The following is a 17,364-nucleotide window of genomic DNA, read 5'->3' as shown; positions in this document are numbered from 1 at the left end:
ACCTCAAGGTCGGATGAATGCGCGAGCTTGTACGCCGCTGGCCGGCTTCGGTCTGTCTGATCCTGACGGCGTGGTCTGTGGTCTCACCGGCCTTTTCAGCCCCTTTCAACGTCCCAGCCCTCCCCCTTGATCAGGCGCTACGCGAGATCGCGCGTCAGGGACATGTGCAGATCCTGTTTTCAGGCGCCATGACGTCCCGTCTGACCAGTGCACCTGTCGAAGGGCATTTCGATGTGATGTCCGCCTATTGCCGCGCGCTAGCGCGAACCGGACTGGAGGCGCGCCGGGTGGACGGCGGCACCTTGATCATCGCACGGTCGGAGACAAGGCAGGACCGTCGCGGAACCAAGGCGCCCGCCTGTTCATCCGCCCTTGCCGCGCCTGTGCTGCCTGCCCGCGTTCAGGAAGCCGAAGAAACCGCTCCTCCGATCACCGAAGTGGTGGTGACGGCCCGTCGGCCTTCATTTGAAGCCCCCGGCTCGGCCGATGGCGTCCCCGCCGGGAACGCGTACAGCCTAAGTCGCGCGGAGACGCGGCAAAGGGTCAGCCAGAATATCAGCGAGACCCTGGGCACGATCCCCGGCATGACGGTGCTCAATACCGGCCGTTCCTTCATCGGAGGCATCGATTCCGCTTCACGCGGCGAAGGCATGTTCACCGCGTTTCGTGGTCTGGATACCGAGTTCAACCTGACCATGATGAATGGCGTGGCCCTGGCCCAGGGCCTGCCCTATTCGCGCGGCGTGCAACTCAATCTGTTGCCCGCCGACAGTTTCCAGACCGTCACCGTCTACAAGAGTGGACAGGCCGATCAGGACGGGGACGTCATCGGCGCGGCGATCGACTTCACAACGCCAAAGGCGGCGGATTTCAGCGGCGGCCATTACACGGCCCTGAACCTCTCGGGCCGCCTCAATACGCGCGCCGGCGATTATGGCGACACGGCTTTCGGCGGCGGTGCCAGTTTCGAGCTGGCCCGCACCCGTGACGCGTTCGGCGGCAGGCTCGGCATCTATTTGAGCAGTAGCTATGAGCGCCACCCCTACACCAATTCCGAGCTGGCCGGTATTATGGGGGCGCAGAACGACAATGGCTGGGCTTACGCCGTAGCCGCCGATTCAGAGGGCCATGCGGTCAACCCGGCCCGGCCTGAGGACAACCTGACCCTGACCAGCCTGAACGCCGGCGTTTCCACCGGAACCAGCACGAGTTGGTTCCATAGCCTGGCCCTCGACTGGCGCGGCGCCGACGATCTGCGTCTCTATCTCCACGCCACCGCCGCGCGCGCCGATACAGAGCAGAACTCCACCTTCAGCCAGATCGTCAGCACCGGCAACACCTATGCGAAGGGCGATGATGGCTTGTATCACCTGTCGGTCAACGGCCTGTCTACCCGGGTGTGGTATGAAACCAATCCGGACCGCATCACCCAGTCTGCCGTAAAGTTCGGCGCGGAAAAGACATGGGCAGGCTGGCGGTTCTCCCCCTCCCTGTTCTACAGTCACAGCGGCAGTGCCCGGCCCAATCATATCGAGGCCTCGGCGCGGATCGACCAGAACGACGCGTATAACCAGGGCAACAGCGCACGCGCCTTCAGCGGCCTTCTGGTCACTTACGAAAACGGCCTGCCAGTGCCAAACCTGACCCAAGCCGTATACAACGATCTGAATACGGCGGGCGCCACCCTTCTGGCGCGGCGCGCTGGCCAGCTCACTGTCCAGTACAGTGAACAGGATCGGTATGGCGCGGCTTTTGACACGCTGTTTGCGCCGCAAGCCACTGATGCCCCCTTGATTGGCTTCGGCGTCAAGATTTCGCGCAGCGCACGCGACGTCACCAGCCGTGACTGGACAAACGACTATTACGGCAACCTGCTGGCCCAGGCCGGCGTGACCTGGGACAACCTCGGCTTCGTCGGTGGGACCTACAGTTCGGTCTTTCCCGGCCTGTATAACTGGTCTCTGCCGAAGGTGAACCACGACAGCCTGGTCGCGAACTTCTATAAATATCTGTCCGATGCCAGCTTCGATACCTGTGGCAGCCTCTACCTCAACAACCTCAACTGTAATACGCAGAAAGGTACCGAGGACGTGGACGCGGCCTATGTGACAGCCCGGTTTTATCACGATCGTTGGGATATGACGACCGGCCTGCGTTTCGAGCACACCGACATCCGCAACACCTTCTGGGTCTTGCCCGTGACCGATGACACGGACGCGCTCGGCCACTGGGCGGAGTCAAGGACGCGCTATGACAAACTCCTGCCCAGCCTGACCCTGAACTTCAGGCCCAATACCCGCAGCCTGTGGCGCGCCGCCGTGTGGCGGTCCTATAACCGCCCGGCTTTCCTGCAACTGGGCGGCGGCGTGCGCATCGAAACCGATGCCTCAGGCGTCACGACAATCACGCGCGGCAATCCCGACCTGAAGCCTGTGGATGCCTCCAATCTTGACCTGTCCGTGCAGACCCAGATCACGCCGGACGCAACTCTCACCCTGTCCGCCTACGCCAAACAGCTCGATCATTATCTCTATGAAGCCGGCAGCACGATCAGCGGGGACACTGTTAGTGATGATGCCATCTCGAAGATTGTGACACCGCGCAATGGCGGCCGTGGCTTCGTCTCGGGCCTGGAGACCCAGTGGCGGGCGGTCTGGCCGGCGCCATTTGATCCGGGCGGACGCTTGAGCCTTGACCTCAATCTCAGCCGGCAGTTCACGCATGTCGATCTCGGCAGCGACAGCCTGGGTCACAACATGCCAATGCAGAGCGCGCCGAACTGGCTTGGCAATCTGGTGCTTGGTTACAGCCGAAATGCAGAGGCGATATATGTCAGTTGCAATCATACAGGCGCCTATCTGTCCGAATATGACAGCCTCGGCGTCGACGGCACCTGGGACAATACCTGGGTGCGTCCGCTGACACGCTGTGACCTGCGCGCCTGGCGCCGGCTGTCTGCCCATAGCCGTCTCGACCTGAGCGTCAGCAATCTGGGCGGCGCCTACAGTTACTGGGCGCATGTCGGCAAGCACAGCCTGGCCCTGTCCGATATCGTCGATTCAGGTCGCCGCATCGTGCTCAGTCTCAAATACAGCTATTGATTACATGACACCTTTGCATCGCAGGCTCTCAAGCGCGCGCCGGACACCCGCTTCCCCCCGCGTCTGGCGAAGGGCCTGGAGCCGGTCCGCGCCCAGTTCCCGCAATACCGGGTTGCGGTAAGCTGTGCGATACCGTGCCTGGTCATCCGGATCATAACCGAAATGCGCGGCTTCTTCGCGCAGAGCCCCATCGGCGCTGTGCACGGCGGCTTCGGCATGTACCCAGTTGGCGTCGGCGGCGTTGTCGATCAGGCAGGCGCGTGACGGCCCCGCCTTTGCCTGCGCTTCAAGGCGCGCCACGACCTCCGGCGGCGTGCGCGCGATGATCGCCGCAGCCCGTATCCAGTTCAGCACCCGGACCTGGTCTGCATTATGCGCGCAGGCCTGCGCCACGACCACTTCCGGCGGCAAGCCACGCGACAGGGTTTCGGCCAGCCCCAGTATGTGGTGCGCCCCCGTGCCGGCGATCTGGACCTCTTCCGGCAGGCTGCCGTCGGGTTTCCAGGTGAAGATCAGCGCCTTGGCCCAGTCATGCCATAAGACTGCGGCACTGACCGTATCCGGATCAATGGTTTCGCCGCCCTCTTGCCGGTATAGCCGTGTCAGGGCCATGGCCACCTTCAGATTGAAGGCCTCATGGGCGACGAGACCGCCTGGCCAGTCATGATGCGAGCCTGTATTGCCGCCCGGCGCCGCGGTAAAATCCTGCAACAGACGCGGACAGGCGCTGCCTTCGTCGCGAACCGCCGGGAACACGCCTTCCGGAACGGACGGATCCGCGGACACAAAGCCTGATGCGATGAGTGTGTGAATGATTTCCGCCTTATCGTCCGGAGACAGACGAGCGCGGTGCTGGATGCAGGTCTGAGAGGACAACCCGTCCAGAGTGGCCTCGCGCAGCGCCCTGTCGTCCAGGTGACGCGCCGCCACGATCAGCTGACGATAATGCGCCGATGGTTCGGCGGCATGGGCGGCAAAGCCACTCAAGGTTCCCGCGAGCAGGACGGCAAGACGGATTGCCGACTTCATGAACATGTCCTTTTGAAAAAAATCCGGCGCGGACTCTCCGCCGCGCCGGACCTTACGCGCATCAGTAGCTGTACTTTACGCTCAGCAGGGTCGTGGAACCGGAATTGACCACATCCGAGATCGCCAGCGAGTTCTTGCCGACATGCGACCAGTAGCCATAGTCCTTGAACAGGTTGGACACGGACAGGTCGAGCGTCACACCATGACCGACATCGTAGCCGGCGTGCAGGTCCGTGCGACGGGTCGGACGGGTCCAGATATCGAGCCCCGCGACCGTGTTGTAGGACAGCACCGTTTCGCCGACGTAGTTGTAGTTCAGGTCCACCGACAGCCGCTCATAGACATAGTTGAGCTTGAGGTTGGCCATGAAGTCCGGCGAGTTCTGGACGCGATGGCGTTCGCCGCCGCCGATATCCACCTGGCTCCATTGCTTCGTCAGGTTGAGGCCCGCGCCGAAGCCCGACAGCCAGCCCGGCAGCAGGGTGAACTTCTGGTAGAGCTGCGCCTCGATGCCGGCCACATGCCCGTCGCCGCCATTGGTCGGGTGGACATAGGTGACGCTTTCATAGGTGACGCCGTTATAAGTGGCGCCGGCCACCGTATCGCCGCCCGAATTGACCTGGGTCGAGCCGTTATCATACATGTAATCCGACAGCTTCTTGTAATAGAGGCCGAGCATGGCGTAGCCACCCTGCGAGTTGCTCCATTCCGCCGAGGCGTCATAATTCCACGACTTCAGCGTCTTGAGGTCCGGATTGCCTTGGGTCACCGTCAGGCTGTCGCCGCCCTCGCCGCTTGTCGACACGCCATTGCCGAGTTGCACCAGGGCCGGACGCATATAGGCGCGGGTAACCGAGGCGCGGTAGACCGCATTGCCTTGCGGACGATAGTTGAGGAACAGGCTCGGCAACCACTCGTTATATTGGGTCTCGTTCGAGGCAAAGGCCTCGGCGTCGTTGTCCCAGTAGGTGTTATGGATATCGGTATGTTCATAGCGCAGGCCCGGAATGACATCCAGATTGCCGAAGACGTACTTGCCGGTGACATAGGCGGCGCTGACGTTTTCCGTCCCCTTGAGCGTATTGCAGTTCAGATAGCACAGGTCGGTGCTGGCCGAGGCGGCGTCGAAATACTTGTAGAACAGGTCGAGCAGGGCCTGCTGGTTGACCTTGGGGACGCGGATATTGTCATAAAGGCCAGGATAGACCGAGTTGTAATACCCGTCCGTAATGCCGAGATCTGCCCAGGTCACGCCCGCTTCGCCGAGCAGATTGCCGATATGATCATTGGTCCAGTCGTGGCTTTCCACCAGGCGGCGGCTGGAAACGAATTTCACGCCGCTTTTGATGTATTGGAGCGAGCCAGAAGTGAAATCATACTGGGCATCGAACTTGAAACCCGTCTTTTCCTGCCCCGAGAACGAACGCGTCAGCTGGCCGGCACGGCGGGCGATCAGTGCCGTGCTGGAATTGTTGACCAGATCGGATTGCGCGGCGGTCAGCAACGGGATCGCATAGCCGTCGCTGTCATAGGTGATGAACAGGCCGCTGTAGGGCGTGGTCGTACCGGAATTGTAATTATCCGACTGGTTGTTGCGTTCGGACGCTTCAATGTGGTTCGGACGGTCGTTATTACCCTGGGAGTAGAAGAGCGACGGCGAGAAGGTCCAGGCGCCAGCCTTCTTGACGCCACCGAAGGTCAGGGTGCTCAGATCGGCCTTTTCCGGGTTGGTCTCGTACCAGACGCGCACCGACGAGGAGGTCAGACTCAGATCATAAAGCCCGGTGCTCGAATTATAAACGCGCGACTGGCTGTTGACGAACTGGTCGAGTGTCGAATTCTGTTCGGTGTCGGCGCGCGCATAAGAGCCGCGCAGGTAAAGGCTGGTGTCATCGTCAACGCGCCAGTCGAGCGAGAAGTTGCCACCGTAACGCTTGGTGGAACCTTCCGACACACCGAGATTGATACCGGTCTGCACGAGATTGGCTTCCGCATCTCCGTTCGCCGGATTTTCACCGGCGCTGTCGGAGGTATGCAGATATCCCCAGCCGCCGTCATTCTGCGCCGCCATCACGCCGGCGGCCTCGGAATTGGTGAAGTTGCGCTTGTCGTAGAAGGCGCTGACATAGAGGCCGAACTGCTTGTTCTGGCCGAACTTGCGGGCGAACTCGGCGGACAGGCCGCCGCCCAGGCCATCATCGCCATAATCGCGCGCGCGGCTTTCTAAGCGGCCCGATACGGTGACAGAGGCATAGTTGTCCTTGAAATTAAAGGCGGTCGGTGTGCGGAAATCGACCGTACCGCCGATCGCGTCGCCATCCATTTCAGCGGTCGAGTTTTTATTGACGACAATCGTCTTCAGGCCCGACGGCGGCAGCAGCGACAATTGCACTTGACGGGAATAGGGCATGCCTTGGGCCACATTACTCCCGTTGATCAGGGCCAGGGTGAATTCCGTGTTCATGCCGCGCACACCGACAAACATGCCCTCGCCGCGCGACGCGCCGTCGATGCCGCCGAAGAAGGAGTTCCCGGTATTGGTGACGGTTACGCCCGGCAGCAGAGCCAGCGCCTCGGCGACGTTGTGAACCGCTGTATGTTCCAGATCGTCCGACGACATGACGCTGACGACATTGTCGCTCTTCATCTGAAGACGCGAGGCATCGGCACGCTTGCCGACAACGACGACCGTGGTGCTCTTGTCCTGCTCTTGCGATCCCGTGGTCTGGACGGCGTCCTGCGCCCAAACCGGCACGCACAGGCCGAAGCCCGCAGTCATGACCGTGGCGAGAAGCATGGCCTTATGGCTGGAAAATTTCATGTGTCTGAATCCCTTGTGTCAGCGAGGGACTTTGCTCGTCCCATTGAGAAGGACGTGGGCCGAACACACGGGCGCCAATATTTAACAAAAGTTTCACGAAGCACGAGACCTGTCGCGACGCGTAATCTCCTTCGGCTCATACAGCTTTGGCTCCGACCGAGAGCCAGACATGGGCGCTTTGATTTCCGACCGTTCGATGCATTTTTCGATTTCCTCAATTACAGCAAGGAATTTCCGTTTTGCGATTTGTTCATCGGCATCAAGGGAAACGACCTTAATGCGGGCCTTGCATTTGAGTCTAGGAAGTCCAGCCCAAACGTGATCTGGAATGGGCCGCTTCACCTTATAGTCCGCACCAACCTTGGCCATGTATTCAGGGAGATTTAGATGCGCCTTTGGCCTGCCCATATGTACCGACTACGGACCACAATAGGCTATTTTTCTTAATGTTTTTGAAGAGTAAGGAGAAAAAGGAGCGTGGCTGGGGAACTAGGACTCGAACCTAGAATGACGGTACCAAAAACCGGAGTGTTACCATTACACCATTCCCCAGCAGAAGCTGGTCTCGCCAGCGAAGCGTGTCGCCGCGAGAGGCGTGGAGATAGCGCAAGGTTTTGCCCAAAGCAATCCCCTGAAACAACTTTTTCGCATGCTCAGGCCCCCTCCCGCGGCTTTATTGTGGATCATTGGGCAAATTCGTTGCTTTTTGTCGCTTTCACGACCTGATAAGTCATGCCTGTGCACCTGAACCCCAACGTTTCCCTCTATAACCGACTGATGGCCAACAGCTTTCGGCGATTTGCCGGTGAGTCGCTCCTGGGAACGACGGATGCCGATGATCTGGATGACGTAGAACTGGCGCAAGCCATGTTCAATGCACCGCAGGCCATCGTTTCGCATGGCATATAAGCCGATCCCATCTTTCGTTATGCCAATGCACAAGCGCTCCGGCTGTGGGAAATGGACTGGGACGGCTTCACCCGTCTGCCCTCCCGCCTCAGCGCCGAATCCGCCGGCGACATCCAGTCCGACCGCGATGCTCTGCTGAGAGCGGCCCTGGCCAGGGGCTGGGTCGATCATTACTGCGGTGTGCGCATTTCAAGCACCGGCCGGCGTTTTGACATTCAAAACACCGTCCTGTGGAATGTCGTCGACGCGGATGGCCACCGCTACGGCCAGGCGGCCTTTATCCGGGATTGGCGATATCTCTGAAATATGATACCTGCGCGACATGTTCGAAACCGCGCAAACCCCGCTCCCTGTTGTCATCGCAGCTTTCTACCATTTCTTCGATTTCCCGAACTTCGAAGAGATGCGCCTGCCGCTTTATGACCGCTTGAACGGCCTCGGCATCAAAGGATCTCTACTGATAACGGCCGAAGGCGTCAATTCAACCATGGCTGGTTCGCGTGAGGCCATAGACAGCTTTCTCGGCTATCTGCAGAACGAGCTGGTCGGCGCGCCCATCACCTGGAAGGAATCCTATGCCGACTACCAGCCCTTCGGCAAGCTGCGTGTGCGGCTGAAGAAGGAGACCATCGGTATTGGCGAGCCGGTCTCCATGAAGTATTTCGGCCAGTATGTCGAGCCCCGCGACTGGAACGCCCTGATTACCCGCAACGATGTGATCATCATCGATACGCGAAACGACTACGAGGTCAATCTCGGCACCTTCGAGAAGGCGATCGACCCCAACATCCCCAATTTCAAGCACCTGCCGCAATGGACGCGCGATAATGCCGAATTGCTGAAAGGTAAGAAGGTCGCCACCTTCTGCACCGGCGGAATCCGCTGCGAGAAATATACCTCGTGGCTGATCGACCAGGGGATCGAAGATGTCTATCACCTGAAGGGCGGTATCCTGCAATATTTCGAGGACATACCGGCCGAACAGTCATTGTGGCAAGGAGAATGCTTCGTCTTCGACGAGCGCATCGCCGTCGATCATCGCCTCCAGCCCTCACAAACCGCGGTGCTCTGCCTGCACTGTGACCACGCCCTGACCGCCGAAGACCAGCAGCAGGCCAGCTATATCAAGGGTGTGTCCTGTCCGCACTGCCAAGGCAGTGCCGCCCATGCCCACGACCGTCCGTCGACGCAAAAACGTCCTGGCCGTATCAAGTTTTAATACCTGCTTCAAATCCCGTTATGACAAGGTCTTCATTTGACCTGACTGTATTAAAAGCTATGCTATGGTCCAGATATCTTTGGGGGGCCTTGGGTTACGCATGAAACAGTTCTTTATTACGCTGGCCGCTGTCGTCGTGGCGTTGCTGATCGTCTTTGTCGCCCTGCCAATCGGCGCCGTGGTCATGATCGCCTCTGCCGCCAAGCCCAAGGTGCCGGATGCCGTCGTCCTGTCGCTCGATCTGCGTCAGAAAATGACCGACCAGAGCCGCAATTCAGCCCTCTCCTTCCTGACTGGCAAGGGTTTGTCGACGCTGGATATCGTCACCACCCTGCACCATGCAGCTGACGATTCTCACGTCAAGGGCGTCTTCATCCGCCTACCGGAAGGCGGCATCTCGCCCTCCGCCGCCGAGGAAATCCGCGACGCTATCATCTATGTCCGCCGTGCCAACAAGCCGGTGATCGCCCACAGCCAGGGCCTCTACCCGGATACGATGGTGGTGGCCTCCTACATGCTGGGTGCCTCCTCGGGTAATCTGTGGATGCAGCCCCATGCCTCCTTCCAGGTCACCGGCATCGCCACCTCGACCATGTTCCTCAAGCGCGCCTTCGACAAGTACGGCATCAAGGCCGAATACGAGCAGCGCTATGAGTTCAAGAACGCGGTCAACCCCTATCTCTACAGCGACTACACGCCGGCGCACCGTGAAGCCACGCTTGGCTGGATGAACAGCATCTATCACTCAATGATCAATAATGTCGCCGCCGACCGCCGCACCGATGCTGGTAAACTGCAAACCACCCTCGAAGCCGGTCCCTATGGCGCCGAACAGGCGCTCAAGCTCGGCCTGATTGATCAGCTCGGGCAGGTGCAGGACGCTCAGGACGCCGCCGTCAAACGCGCCGGCGATGGCGCCAAGGTCATGGACATCGCCGATTACGAACGCACCCTGACACCCTCTGCCTCCGGCGAGACCATTGCGGTGATCGACGGCGAAGGCGCCATCATGACCGGCCGTGCCGGCAGCGGCGGCGGCTTCAACAGCGATCCGAACATGATTTCCGACGATATCGCCGGTGCCTTCTACAAGGCCGCAAAGGACAAGAGCGTCAAGGCCATCATCTTCCGCGTATCCTCTCCCGGTGGCTCGGATACTGCCTCGGAGCAGATCGCCGAGGCCATGCAAGCCGCTAAAGCCGCTGGCAAGCCGGTGGTGGTCTCGATGGGCGAATATGCCGCTTCGGGCGGCTACTGGGTGTCCTCCGGTGCCTCGTCCATCGTCGCCAATCCCAGTACCCTCACCGGCTCGATCGGCGTGTTCGGCGGCAAGTTTGCCATCGGTGACGCCCTGGCTCGCTTCGGTGTCGACAACCGCGATATCTCGGTTGGCGGCGACTACAGCCAGGCCTTCAGCCAAAATCAGGGCTTTTCGCCCACGCAGCGTGCTGCCCTTTCCGGCTGGATCGACGAAATCTATAACGGCTTCGTCGCCCACGTCGCTGCCGGCCGTAAGCTGCCGGAAGCCACGGTCCGCGATATCGCCAAGGGCCGCGTCTGGACTGGTGAACAGGCGCTCGGTCTGAAGCTGGTCGACAAGCTCGGCGGTTTCTATGACGCCGTCGAAGTGGCCAAAACCCTGGCCAAGATCGACAGCAAGGCTGAGGTGCGGCTGGTCAATTACGACACCGAGCCGGGCCTGTTTGGCGCCTCGAAGCAAAACGTACAGATGGGCATGAGCGGCCTCAAGGCGCTCTCCTTCCTGGGCTGGGCCATGAGCGATCCGAAGGCCGAAGCTATCATGTCCCAGGTCCGCGACGAACGTCTGCGCGAACAAGGCGCCAGCGTCCTGGCGCCGGAAGCTTACCAGGCAACAGTGCGATAACAAAAAAGCCCGCCGATGAATTCGGCGGGCTTTTTTGTTTAGTCGTAATAAGCGCGGCGGAATGCAGCAACGAAATCCTTGTACGCTTCGGCAGCGCCAATGCGTGCTGTTGAAATGGGTGACCGTACCTGGGCCATACTGGCTGTCGATACTGCCCGAGTAGATTTATGTGGTTCAAAGACTTGCGACTCTTCTTTCAGGCCTGAAAAATCCAACATCTTGCGTATCCATGTTTCCGGATCCGACACCAATTCTTCATACGGTACAGTAAATATTCTATCTGGGTACATTTTTGACCAATGCGCATATAATTTATCTTCAGATTTGAAGAATTCCGCGATGTCTTCGGCCTTATAGCTCCAAGGCAAGGTGCCAAGCTGAGAGTAAAGGCGGTAATTGGACAGTGCGCAGTCTTCAGGCCTGCGGCGCAACCAAAAGACCTTAGCATTTGGCAACATATGCAGGGTCAGCCCCATGAAACTGCCTAGATTCAAGGTTTTATCGACCGCGTAGCCTTCTGAACCAAACCGGTCTTCCACCATATGCAAGTAATCACGTCCTAAGTCGCCCCAAGGATCAGGACTGGCGGAACGGGATTGGTAATCCAGAGCCAGTTCCATGGTGAGCTGACCTGAAAATTTATTACGACGCCCATTAGCTTCCGCCGTCAGAACTTCATCATCCATATCCGCAGGATCACCTGCCGGAATCAAGGCAACCGGGATTTCATTAAGCTCTGAACCGGCACTCACTTCGGAGTGACTGGTCAATATTTGCTCAACCAGGGTCGTGCCGGATCTGGGAAATCCTGTTACAAAAAGCATCCGACGACCATCCGCTTTTGATGGCCTGAGCTGTGCCAGATTATCTACAGTATACTCTTTAAGCAGGCCATCGACTAGTTCATGCCATTCATTCATATCTGGCGGAGGCGCCGCGGCACGCATAAGCGCCGCACCTTCGGCATAGAATGCGGCAGCCTTATCCAGCTTTTTTGCGTCGTCATAAGCTTTGCCCAAAGAGTAAAGCAACTGAGCTTTTACGGCTGGTGGCGCATTGTAAACGCGAGGTAAAATAGATTCCATGGCTACGATATCGGAATCGAATTCCTTAAACTTCTTAGCCACAGAAAGCGCCAACCACTGGACCGGCGCCGGCGACACGGCAAGCGCCTGACGCACCAGGCTCTCTGCTTTTTCGAAATCCCCCAATTGAGTCGCCGTCATGGCACGAAAATGCAGAACAGCCGGATGCCCCTGATCTTTTACCGGCAGTCTGTCCATCTGTGCCAGCGCCAAATCGTGCTTACCATAACGGGATAGGGTCAGCGCATAGTAAAAGGCGTAATCCATCTCCTGCGGAGACGTAGCCGCAAATCTTTTAGCTGCTTCCAGCGCCAGGGTTTGCTCCCCCAGTTGAGAGGCATATTGCCCTATTTCACGCCAGAACGCCCCTGAGGACGGCCCGACTTCCAGATCCTGTTTGATAATCAGTGCTGCGCCACGTCGATCGAGGTTCTTTCTTGCAGCAATGATTTCCGTAAACCGCGGTTGAAAACTCATACGTTCCCATTCTCTTATTTCAACACAGCCGACACGCCGGAATGCGCAGCAGCATGATTTATTTCTAAGGCTATCGAGCCAGCCCTTAACAATCAATCGACCTCAATAAAAAAGGCGGCGGAAGTTGCCTTCCACCGCCCATTCTGTCTTCTCTTTTGTCTTAGAACGTCATATCAAAACCGACGCGCATATAACGCGAGGTATTGTAGACGGTCGGCGTACCATACAACGGATTAGGCTTTCCGTAGGCAGCATCAGACGAGTTGTTTTGTTGCAGAACTTCCTTGTCGTTGAACAGGTTGAATATATCCCCCCGCAGAACGAGTTTGCCGCCTGCAATCGGATGCGGGAATGTATAGCGCAGCGACAGATCGACCGTTTTGGTCCAATCCGATTCACCGCCCTCACCTGCCGGAGCATCTACGTACTTATAACCGCCTGCACCGTCGGAAACCAGGCAGTAGTGGCTATAGTGACCATAGCCATAGGCCGGGTTCGACTTGTCAGGATAGCGGCCATAGCAAGAGTAGTGATAGGGAGACATGACCTGAATATTCGCGCCGATCAGGAAGTCCGGCGTGATGGCATAGGACCCCCATACCTTCAGCTGATGATCACGGCTGTTCGGCAGGATGCCGCTGGAGTTGTCGGACAGACCGACATAATCGTACAACATTGTCGAACCAGCATCCGTTTGACCGGAGCCGCTACCCGTTGAGAGAACTGTACCTTCGTAGTTACCCGTTGAGCGGGACAAGGTGTAAGAGCCCTGAATGCCCCACTTGCCGTCGAACGCACGCTTGAAGTCCCAAGTCAGGCCCCAGTAATTACGCTTCGGCTTGGGGAAACCCAAGTTCGTGAGCGTAATCTGCGTTTCACCATCTGGCAGGGCTTCAAACGTATTGATGGTCACAGAGTCACCGACGTTCCAGACATGGTACTCGTTGGAGAACGAGCAGGTCATGCCATGGTCAGCACAATATTGATTGATTTGTGGCGCAAAATCGGTGTCTTCCGAAACACGGTCCAGCGTACGATTGACGAAGGTCAGGCCGAACGACCATTCATCGTTTGCCTGGAAGTAAGCACCCAGGTTGACTTCCGTCTCACGTGTGGCCTTCAGGCCGATAGCTGCCTTGGCCGCTGCCGGTTCCTGCGTACCGTTACCATATACTGTACAGGCCGTATCCGTCGTCGAACCCAGGTTGCCCGGCGCTCCACTGATATCGATCTCCGGACAATTGCTGTAGGAACCATTCAAAGGATCGCCCATCGAGGTTGGTATGCCGTTCTCGTCAAACGTCCAACCCTGATCAGCCGTACCGTAACCCGGGACGAGGAAGTACTTGGCGAAGTAATAATCCTTGCCGCGGAAGCCAAGGTTCATGGCAGGCGGGATATATTGTTGGCCGTAATAGGCCGAGAAGCGCCATTTGGAATCTTCAGAAGGCTTCCAGCTGACACCAAGGCGCGGCGCCACGTTGCCCGTTAGGTTGAGGAAACGCTGACCAGACAGGTTGTAGTTTTGGAAGTCGTCATTACGCAACCCGATCTGCAGGTTCAGGGTGCGGCTGATATCCCACGAATCCTGGATATAGTAGGCCGTATCCTTGGAACTGACCTTACCGCCCAGGCTTTCATAAATGATATAACCGTAGCTGTAATCCGGCAGCAGCAGATAGCGGATCGGCTGGTCGCCCGGCAGCTTGGTCGTCTTGGTCATGCTCAGATCTTCGTGATCGAAGCCAAAACGGATGTGGTGTTTGCCCAGGCCCTGGAAACGGATATCACCGTCAGCACGATAAAACTTGCGTTCCCAATCGTCCTTCGTCGTACCGGCGCTGTAGAGCTGGTTCGTCGAGGTCCGTAGGAAGTACCCTCTATGATATTCGGCGGAGTAAGAATCATTTGGGTTGTCGGACGAGAAATCGTTAGCGTTCTTAGTGTCGCCATAAGCCGCCGAAATCGTGAACCAATCGGTGACATTACCGGTATATTTCAGAACCCAGTTGGCGCCGCCGGTCTTGGTCGTCGCCCCATAACCCTTCGAGTAATCGATGATGGCGTCCGAACCGTCCGGGTTACAAGTCGTAAAACCAGCTGGTGTCGGCTGACCAGGCGTGAATTGCATGGAGGAACACGAATAGGCATAGCGTGTTTGCTTCATGGTCGAGGTAGTATCGAAATAGGTCAGCTCAAGGTGCTGATCCGACGTGATATACCAGTCCGCTTTAAGGCCATAGAACGGATCTTTGCTCTCGTCCTGCTCCAGATAGCCACTCGACCAGCTGGAGAATTGCGACTTGGTGTCCTGCAGTTGCACCAGACCGTAGAGGAACAGCTTGTCCTTGATCAACGCACCACCCGATTCAAACACCATCGAATTGGCGTCATCCGAGCGGAACTTAACCGGATTAGTGGTATTGGACGGTGCAAAGCGGTCCGAGCGCAGGCTTTCCGGCGCGAAGTTGCCGTGAACCGCGAACATGAAGTCGTTGGTGCCGCTCTTGGTCGTGGCGTTGATAACACCACCCGTGGCGCGACCAAATTCTGCCGGCGAGCCTGATGTCTGAACGTCGACCGTCTTGTAGAAATCAAACGGCACCTGCGCGCCGCCGACATAGGTATCCGGGTTGGTGACGTTCAGACCGTTGATGTAAAAGGCGTTTTCAGCCGCCGAACCACCACCGATCGAGGGCTCACCAAACGCCGTCGAGTTCACGACCGTCGGAGCCAGAAGCGTAACGGCTTCGATGCTTCGGCCAATCGGCTGCTGTGAGGTCAGGGTCGTCAGGTCGACCTGCAGGCCGGTCGTCGTCTTATTGAAATCCTGACGAACGCGCTTTCCCTTAACGATAACAGTCTGAGCCGCCCCAGTGGTATTCAGGGCGTAGGTATAGCTAACCGATTGCGACACAATGACAGTGGCCGTTCCGGTATAAGCATCAAAGCCATTGGCCGTAACGGTGACATCATATTCACCCGGCGTCAGGCCGATGGCCGTCGCCGCGCCCGAGGAGTCAGTCGTCAGGGTCTTGCTGATACCTTGAGCTTGTGACTTGAGGATTACCGTGGCGCCAGCAACAGGAGCGCCAGATGAATCGTCGACCAATATTGCAACGGCGCCCGATGTATAGTCCTGGGCTTGGGCCGCAGCAGGGAGCAGGGTGGCGACGGTCGCCACCAGGGCACCGCTCGCCAGCGTCGACAAAGCTGCACCGCAAATCGTCGTCGTGGCCAAGAGGCCAGATCGCAAAGATGTTTTTTTCACTTGTTTCTCCGGGTTACATGAGGGTGTAGGCGCACCCACCGCAGTTTCCAGCATTACACGCTGTTAATGAAGTTAAAGACCGCCGTCGCAAATCCGTCAATCACGCGACACATTTTTGTCTATATCATTTGAAACCTGTTCCAATAAAGTCACAGCCGAAACCTTGACAACATGTTGGATACTTTTCCCCTCGGGGCGATTTAATCTCTTTCAATCTTGACATTGAAGCCCTTAAATTCCACATAATATGCTTGCATATCAAAGTATTAATTGAAAAATTAAGAGAAATTTAGCGCCTCCGCTTGACGGTTAAATTTTCCTCAATATGAGAAAAACAGAGAAGAATTGCGTTACCAAATTTTGCGGCGCAAAATTTTTTCCCCTCCCCCTTTTTAAGCCAAACGACATCCAATTTCAGATTCGTTGCCTTTTGGCCTCAATGCCTGACCCAAACGCGCAGGCTTTGCGGCGCCTGCGTTTGCGGCATACAGCCGGCGATCAGGACATGTATCAAAGCAAGACTAATAAACGCAGCGGCAAGGCGCTGAAAACGCTTTGAAATATATAGAAAATGCCTGTTGCCCACGACTTTGCTCCTGCCTCAGACATGCAGGCAGCAAGGGATAGGCCATACCGTATTCAGCTACCCGTTACAGGCATGGCGCGAATGGCCTGTATGATTTCCGTCACGCGCCTGCAATTGGCACCCAGATCGGGTATATTATACCGGCTGGCGGAGCGCACATCGACACTGCGCGGATCGATGCGGATGACCACATCAGACTTGAAGCCGTAGAAATTGTCCTGGTAGGTCGCCTCGATGCGCCACGGCGATGTGCCCAGGACCGTATAATGCATCCCCTTCAGCGCCGCCACGACCGCCGGTATCTGGTCTTCGGTGATGATATGTTCCGGAATGGTCTTGGCGGCCGGGCATGTCGCCTCATTAATCGCGGCCACCGTCTTGCCGCCCCAGTCCAGGGATTCATTGCGCGGCACACGTGGCAGATCCTCGATCGGCAAGGCATCGGCGCCCCTTTCCGCCATCATCTTTTCAGAGAAGCTCAAGGGGCGATCCCAGTTAGTGGCGACATCGGCGATGGGCGGATAGTCCTTCAGCGCATTGTGATACAGAGCAAAACCACCCAGTATACCTCCGGACAGAAGCACGGCGGCGAAAGCCCAGGGTGCGCGCCGGGTCGGGCACTTGAACAGGGAGATCAGCAGCGAAAGAACCGCCACCGCCAGGGACACCATTGCCATTCGCGGACCGATTCCCAGTGTCAGGGTTTTGAAGCCCAGGTCTAGGCTGATATAGCCGAGATGCGTCACCATCATCGTGCCCAGCAGAAACAGGCCCGTGATGGCGGACACCATGAAGGCCAGGTGAGCAAAGGCGAAACCGCCCTTTTTCGGCGCCGCAGATGAAGGCGGTTCGAGCGGCCTGCTTTCGTTAAATGGTTCCGACACTCGGCACCTCCCGTAACACCGCAACATCTGCCTTGATCGCGCCGCAGACTACTGCCTGAAGTCCAGGCGTCACGGCCTTACCTTCAAAACGCGAAAT

The 17,364-nt window shown here is 57.7% G+C and carries 8 protein-coding genes, 1 tRNA gene and 1 pseudogene; 4 read left to right on the top strand and 6 right to left on the bottom strand.

The genetic code is table 11. The features are described 5' to 3' along the window. The first annotated feature begins 17 nt into the window (after positions 1–17). Positions 18–3,101: a TonB-dependent receptor gene (locus QM647_RS11640; protein ID WP_414995676.1), complete on the top strand. Its 3,084-nt coding sequence runs from the start codon at positions 18–20 to the stop codon at positions 3,099–3,101. On the opposite strand, the gene QM647_RS11635 is transcribed toward QM647_RS11640, so the two are convergent. The 3 genes from QM647_RS11635 to QM647_RS11625 form a co-directional block, all read right to left on the bottom strand. Then, positions 3,102–4,130 (bottom strand): hypothetical protein, encoded by a 1,029-nt coding sequence (locus QM647_RS11635; RefSeq protein ID WP_414995675.1) that lies wholly within the window; start codon positions 4,128–4,130, stop codon positions 3,102–3,104. Positions 4,131–4,191: 61 nt separating this feature from the next. Beyond that, the gene (locus QM647_RS11630) at positions 4,192–6,951 is read right to left on the bottom strand and encodes a TonB-dependent receptor (RefSeq protein WP_414995674.1); all 2,760 of its coding nucleotides are present in this window, start codon (positions 6,949–6,951) and stop codon (positions 4,192–4,194) included. Positions 6,952–7,429: 478 nt separating this feature from the next. Continuing rightward, positions 7,430–7,503: transfer RNA gene (locus tag QM647_RS11625), tRNA-Gln, on the bottom strand. 180 nt (positions 7,504–7,683) lie between these two features. Between QM647_RS11625 and QM647_RS11620 the strand changes: the two are divergent. From QM647_RS11620 to sppA, 3 genes and pseudogenes are all read left to right on the top strand, one after another. Next, positions 7,684–8,163 (top strand): annotated as a pseudogene (locus QM647_RS11620) (MEKHLA domain-containing protein). A 19-nt stretch (positions 8,164–8,182) separates the two neighbouring features. Further along, a complete protein-coding gene (locus tag QM647_RS11615) occupies positions 8,183–9,079 on the top strand; it encodes a rhodanese-related sulfurtransferase (protein WP_414995673.1) in 897 nt (298 codons plus the stop codon). 100 nt (positions 9,080–9,179) lie between these two features. Next, positions 9,180–10,964, top strand: a complete 1,785-nt coding sequence (gene sppA, locus QM647_RS11610; RefSeq protein WP_414995672.1) for a signal peptide peptidase SppA — start codon at positions 9,180–9,182, stop codon at positions 10,962–10,964. A 38-nt stretch (positions 10,965–11,002) separates the two neighbouring features. Here sppA and QM647_RS11605 read toward each other — a convergent pair whose 3' ends face one another. The 3 genes from QM647_RS11605 to QM647_RS11595 form a co-directional block, all read right to left on the bottom strand. Next, positions 11,003–12,526 (bottom strand): tetratricopeptide repeat-containing sulfotransferase family protein, encoded by a 1,524-nt coding sequence (locus tag QM647_RS11605; protein ID WP_414995671.1) that lies wholly within the window; start codon positions 12,524–12,526, stop codon positions 11,003–11,005. Positions 12,527–12,686: 160 nt separating this feature from the next. Further along, on the bottom strand, positions 12,687–15,737 hold the full coding sequence (locus QM647_RS11600; RefSeq protein WP_414995670.1) for a TonB-dependent receptor: 3,051 nt from the start codon (positions 15,735–15,737) through the stop codon (positions 12,687–12,689). A 699-nt stretch (positions 15,738–16,436) separates the two neighbouring features. Further along, positions 16,437–17,267: a DUF1499 domain-containing protein gene (locus QM647_RS11595; protein WP_414995669.1), complete on the bottom strand. Its 831-nt coding sequence runs from the start codon at positions 17,265–17,267 to the stop codon at positions 16,437–16,439. Between the last annotated feature and the right edge of the window lie 97 nt (positions 17,268–17,364).

Source organism: Asticcacaulis sp., assembly GCF_047605585.1.
Lineage (GTDB): Bacteria > Pseudomonadota > Alphaproteobacteria > Caulobacterales > Caulobacteraceae > Asticcacaulis.
This window is presented reverse-complemented; position numbering and strand designations above follow the sequence as displayed.

Bases quoted from the DNA above. Each gene is read 5' to 3' on its own strand.
- QM647_RS11640 (WP_414995676.1), top strand. From the start codon at position 18: ATGCGCGAGCTTGTACGCCGCTGGCCGGCTTCGGTCTGTCTGATCCTG.
- QM647_RS11635 (WP_414995675.1), bottom strand. From the start codon at position 4,130: ATGAAGTCGGCAATCCGTCTTGCCGTCCTGCTCGCGGGAACCTTGAGT.
- QM647_RS11630 (WP_414995674.1), bottom strand. From the start codon at position 6,951: ATGAAATTTTCCAGCCATAAGGCCATGCTTCTCGCCACGGTCATGACT.
- QM647_RS11615 (WP_414995673.1), top strand. From the start codon at position 8,183: ATGTTCGAAACCGCGCAAACCCCGCTCCCTGTTGTCATCGCAGCTTTC.
- sppA (WP_414995672.1), top strand. From the start codon at position 9,180: ATGAAACAGTTCTTTATTACGCTGGCCGCTGTCGTCGTGGCGTTGCTG.
- QM647_RS11605 (WP_414995671.1), bottom strand. From the start codon at position 12,526: ATGAGTTTTCAACCGCGGTTTACGGAAATCATTGCTGCAAGAAAGAAC.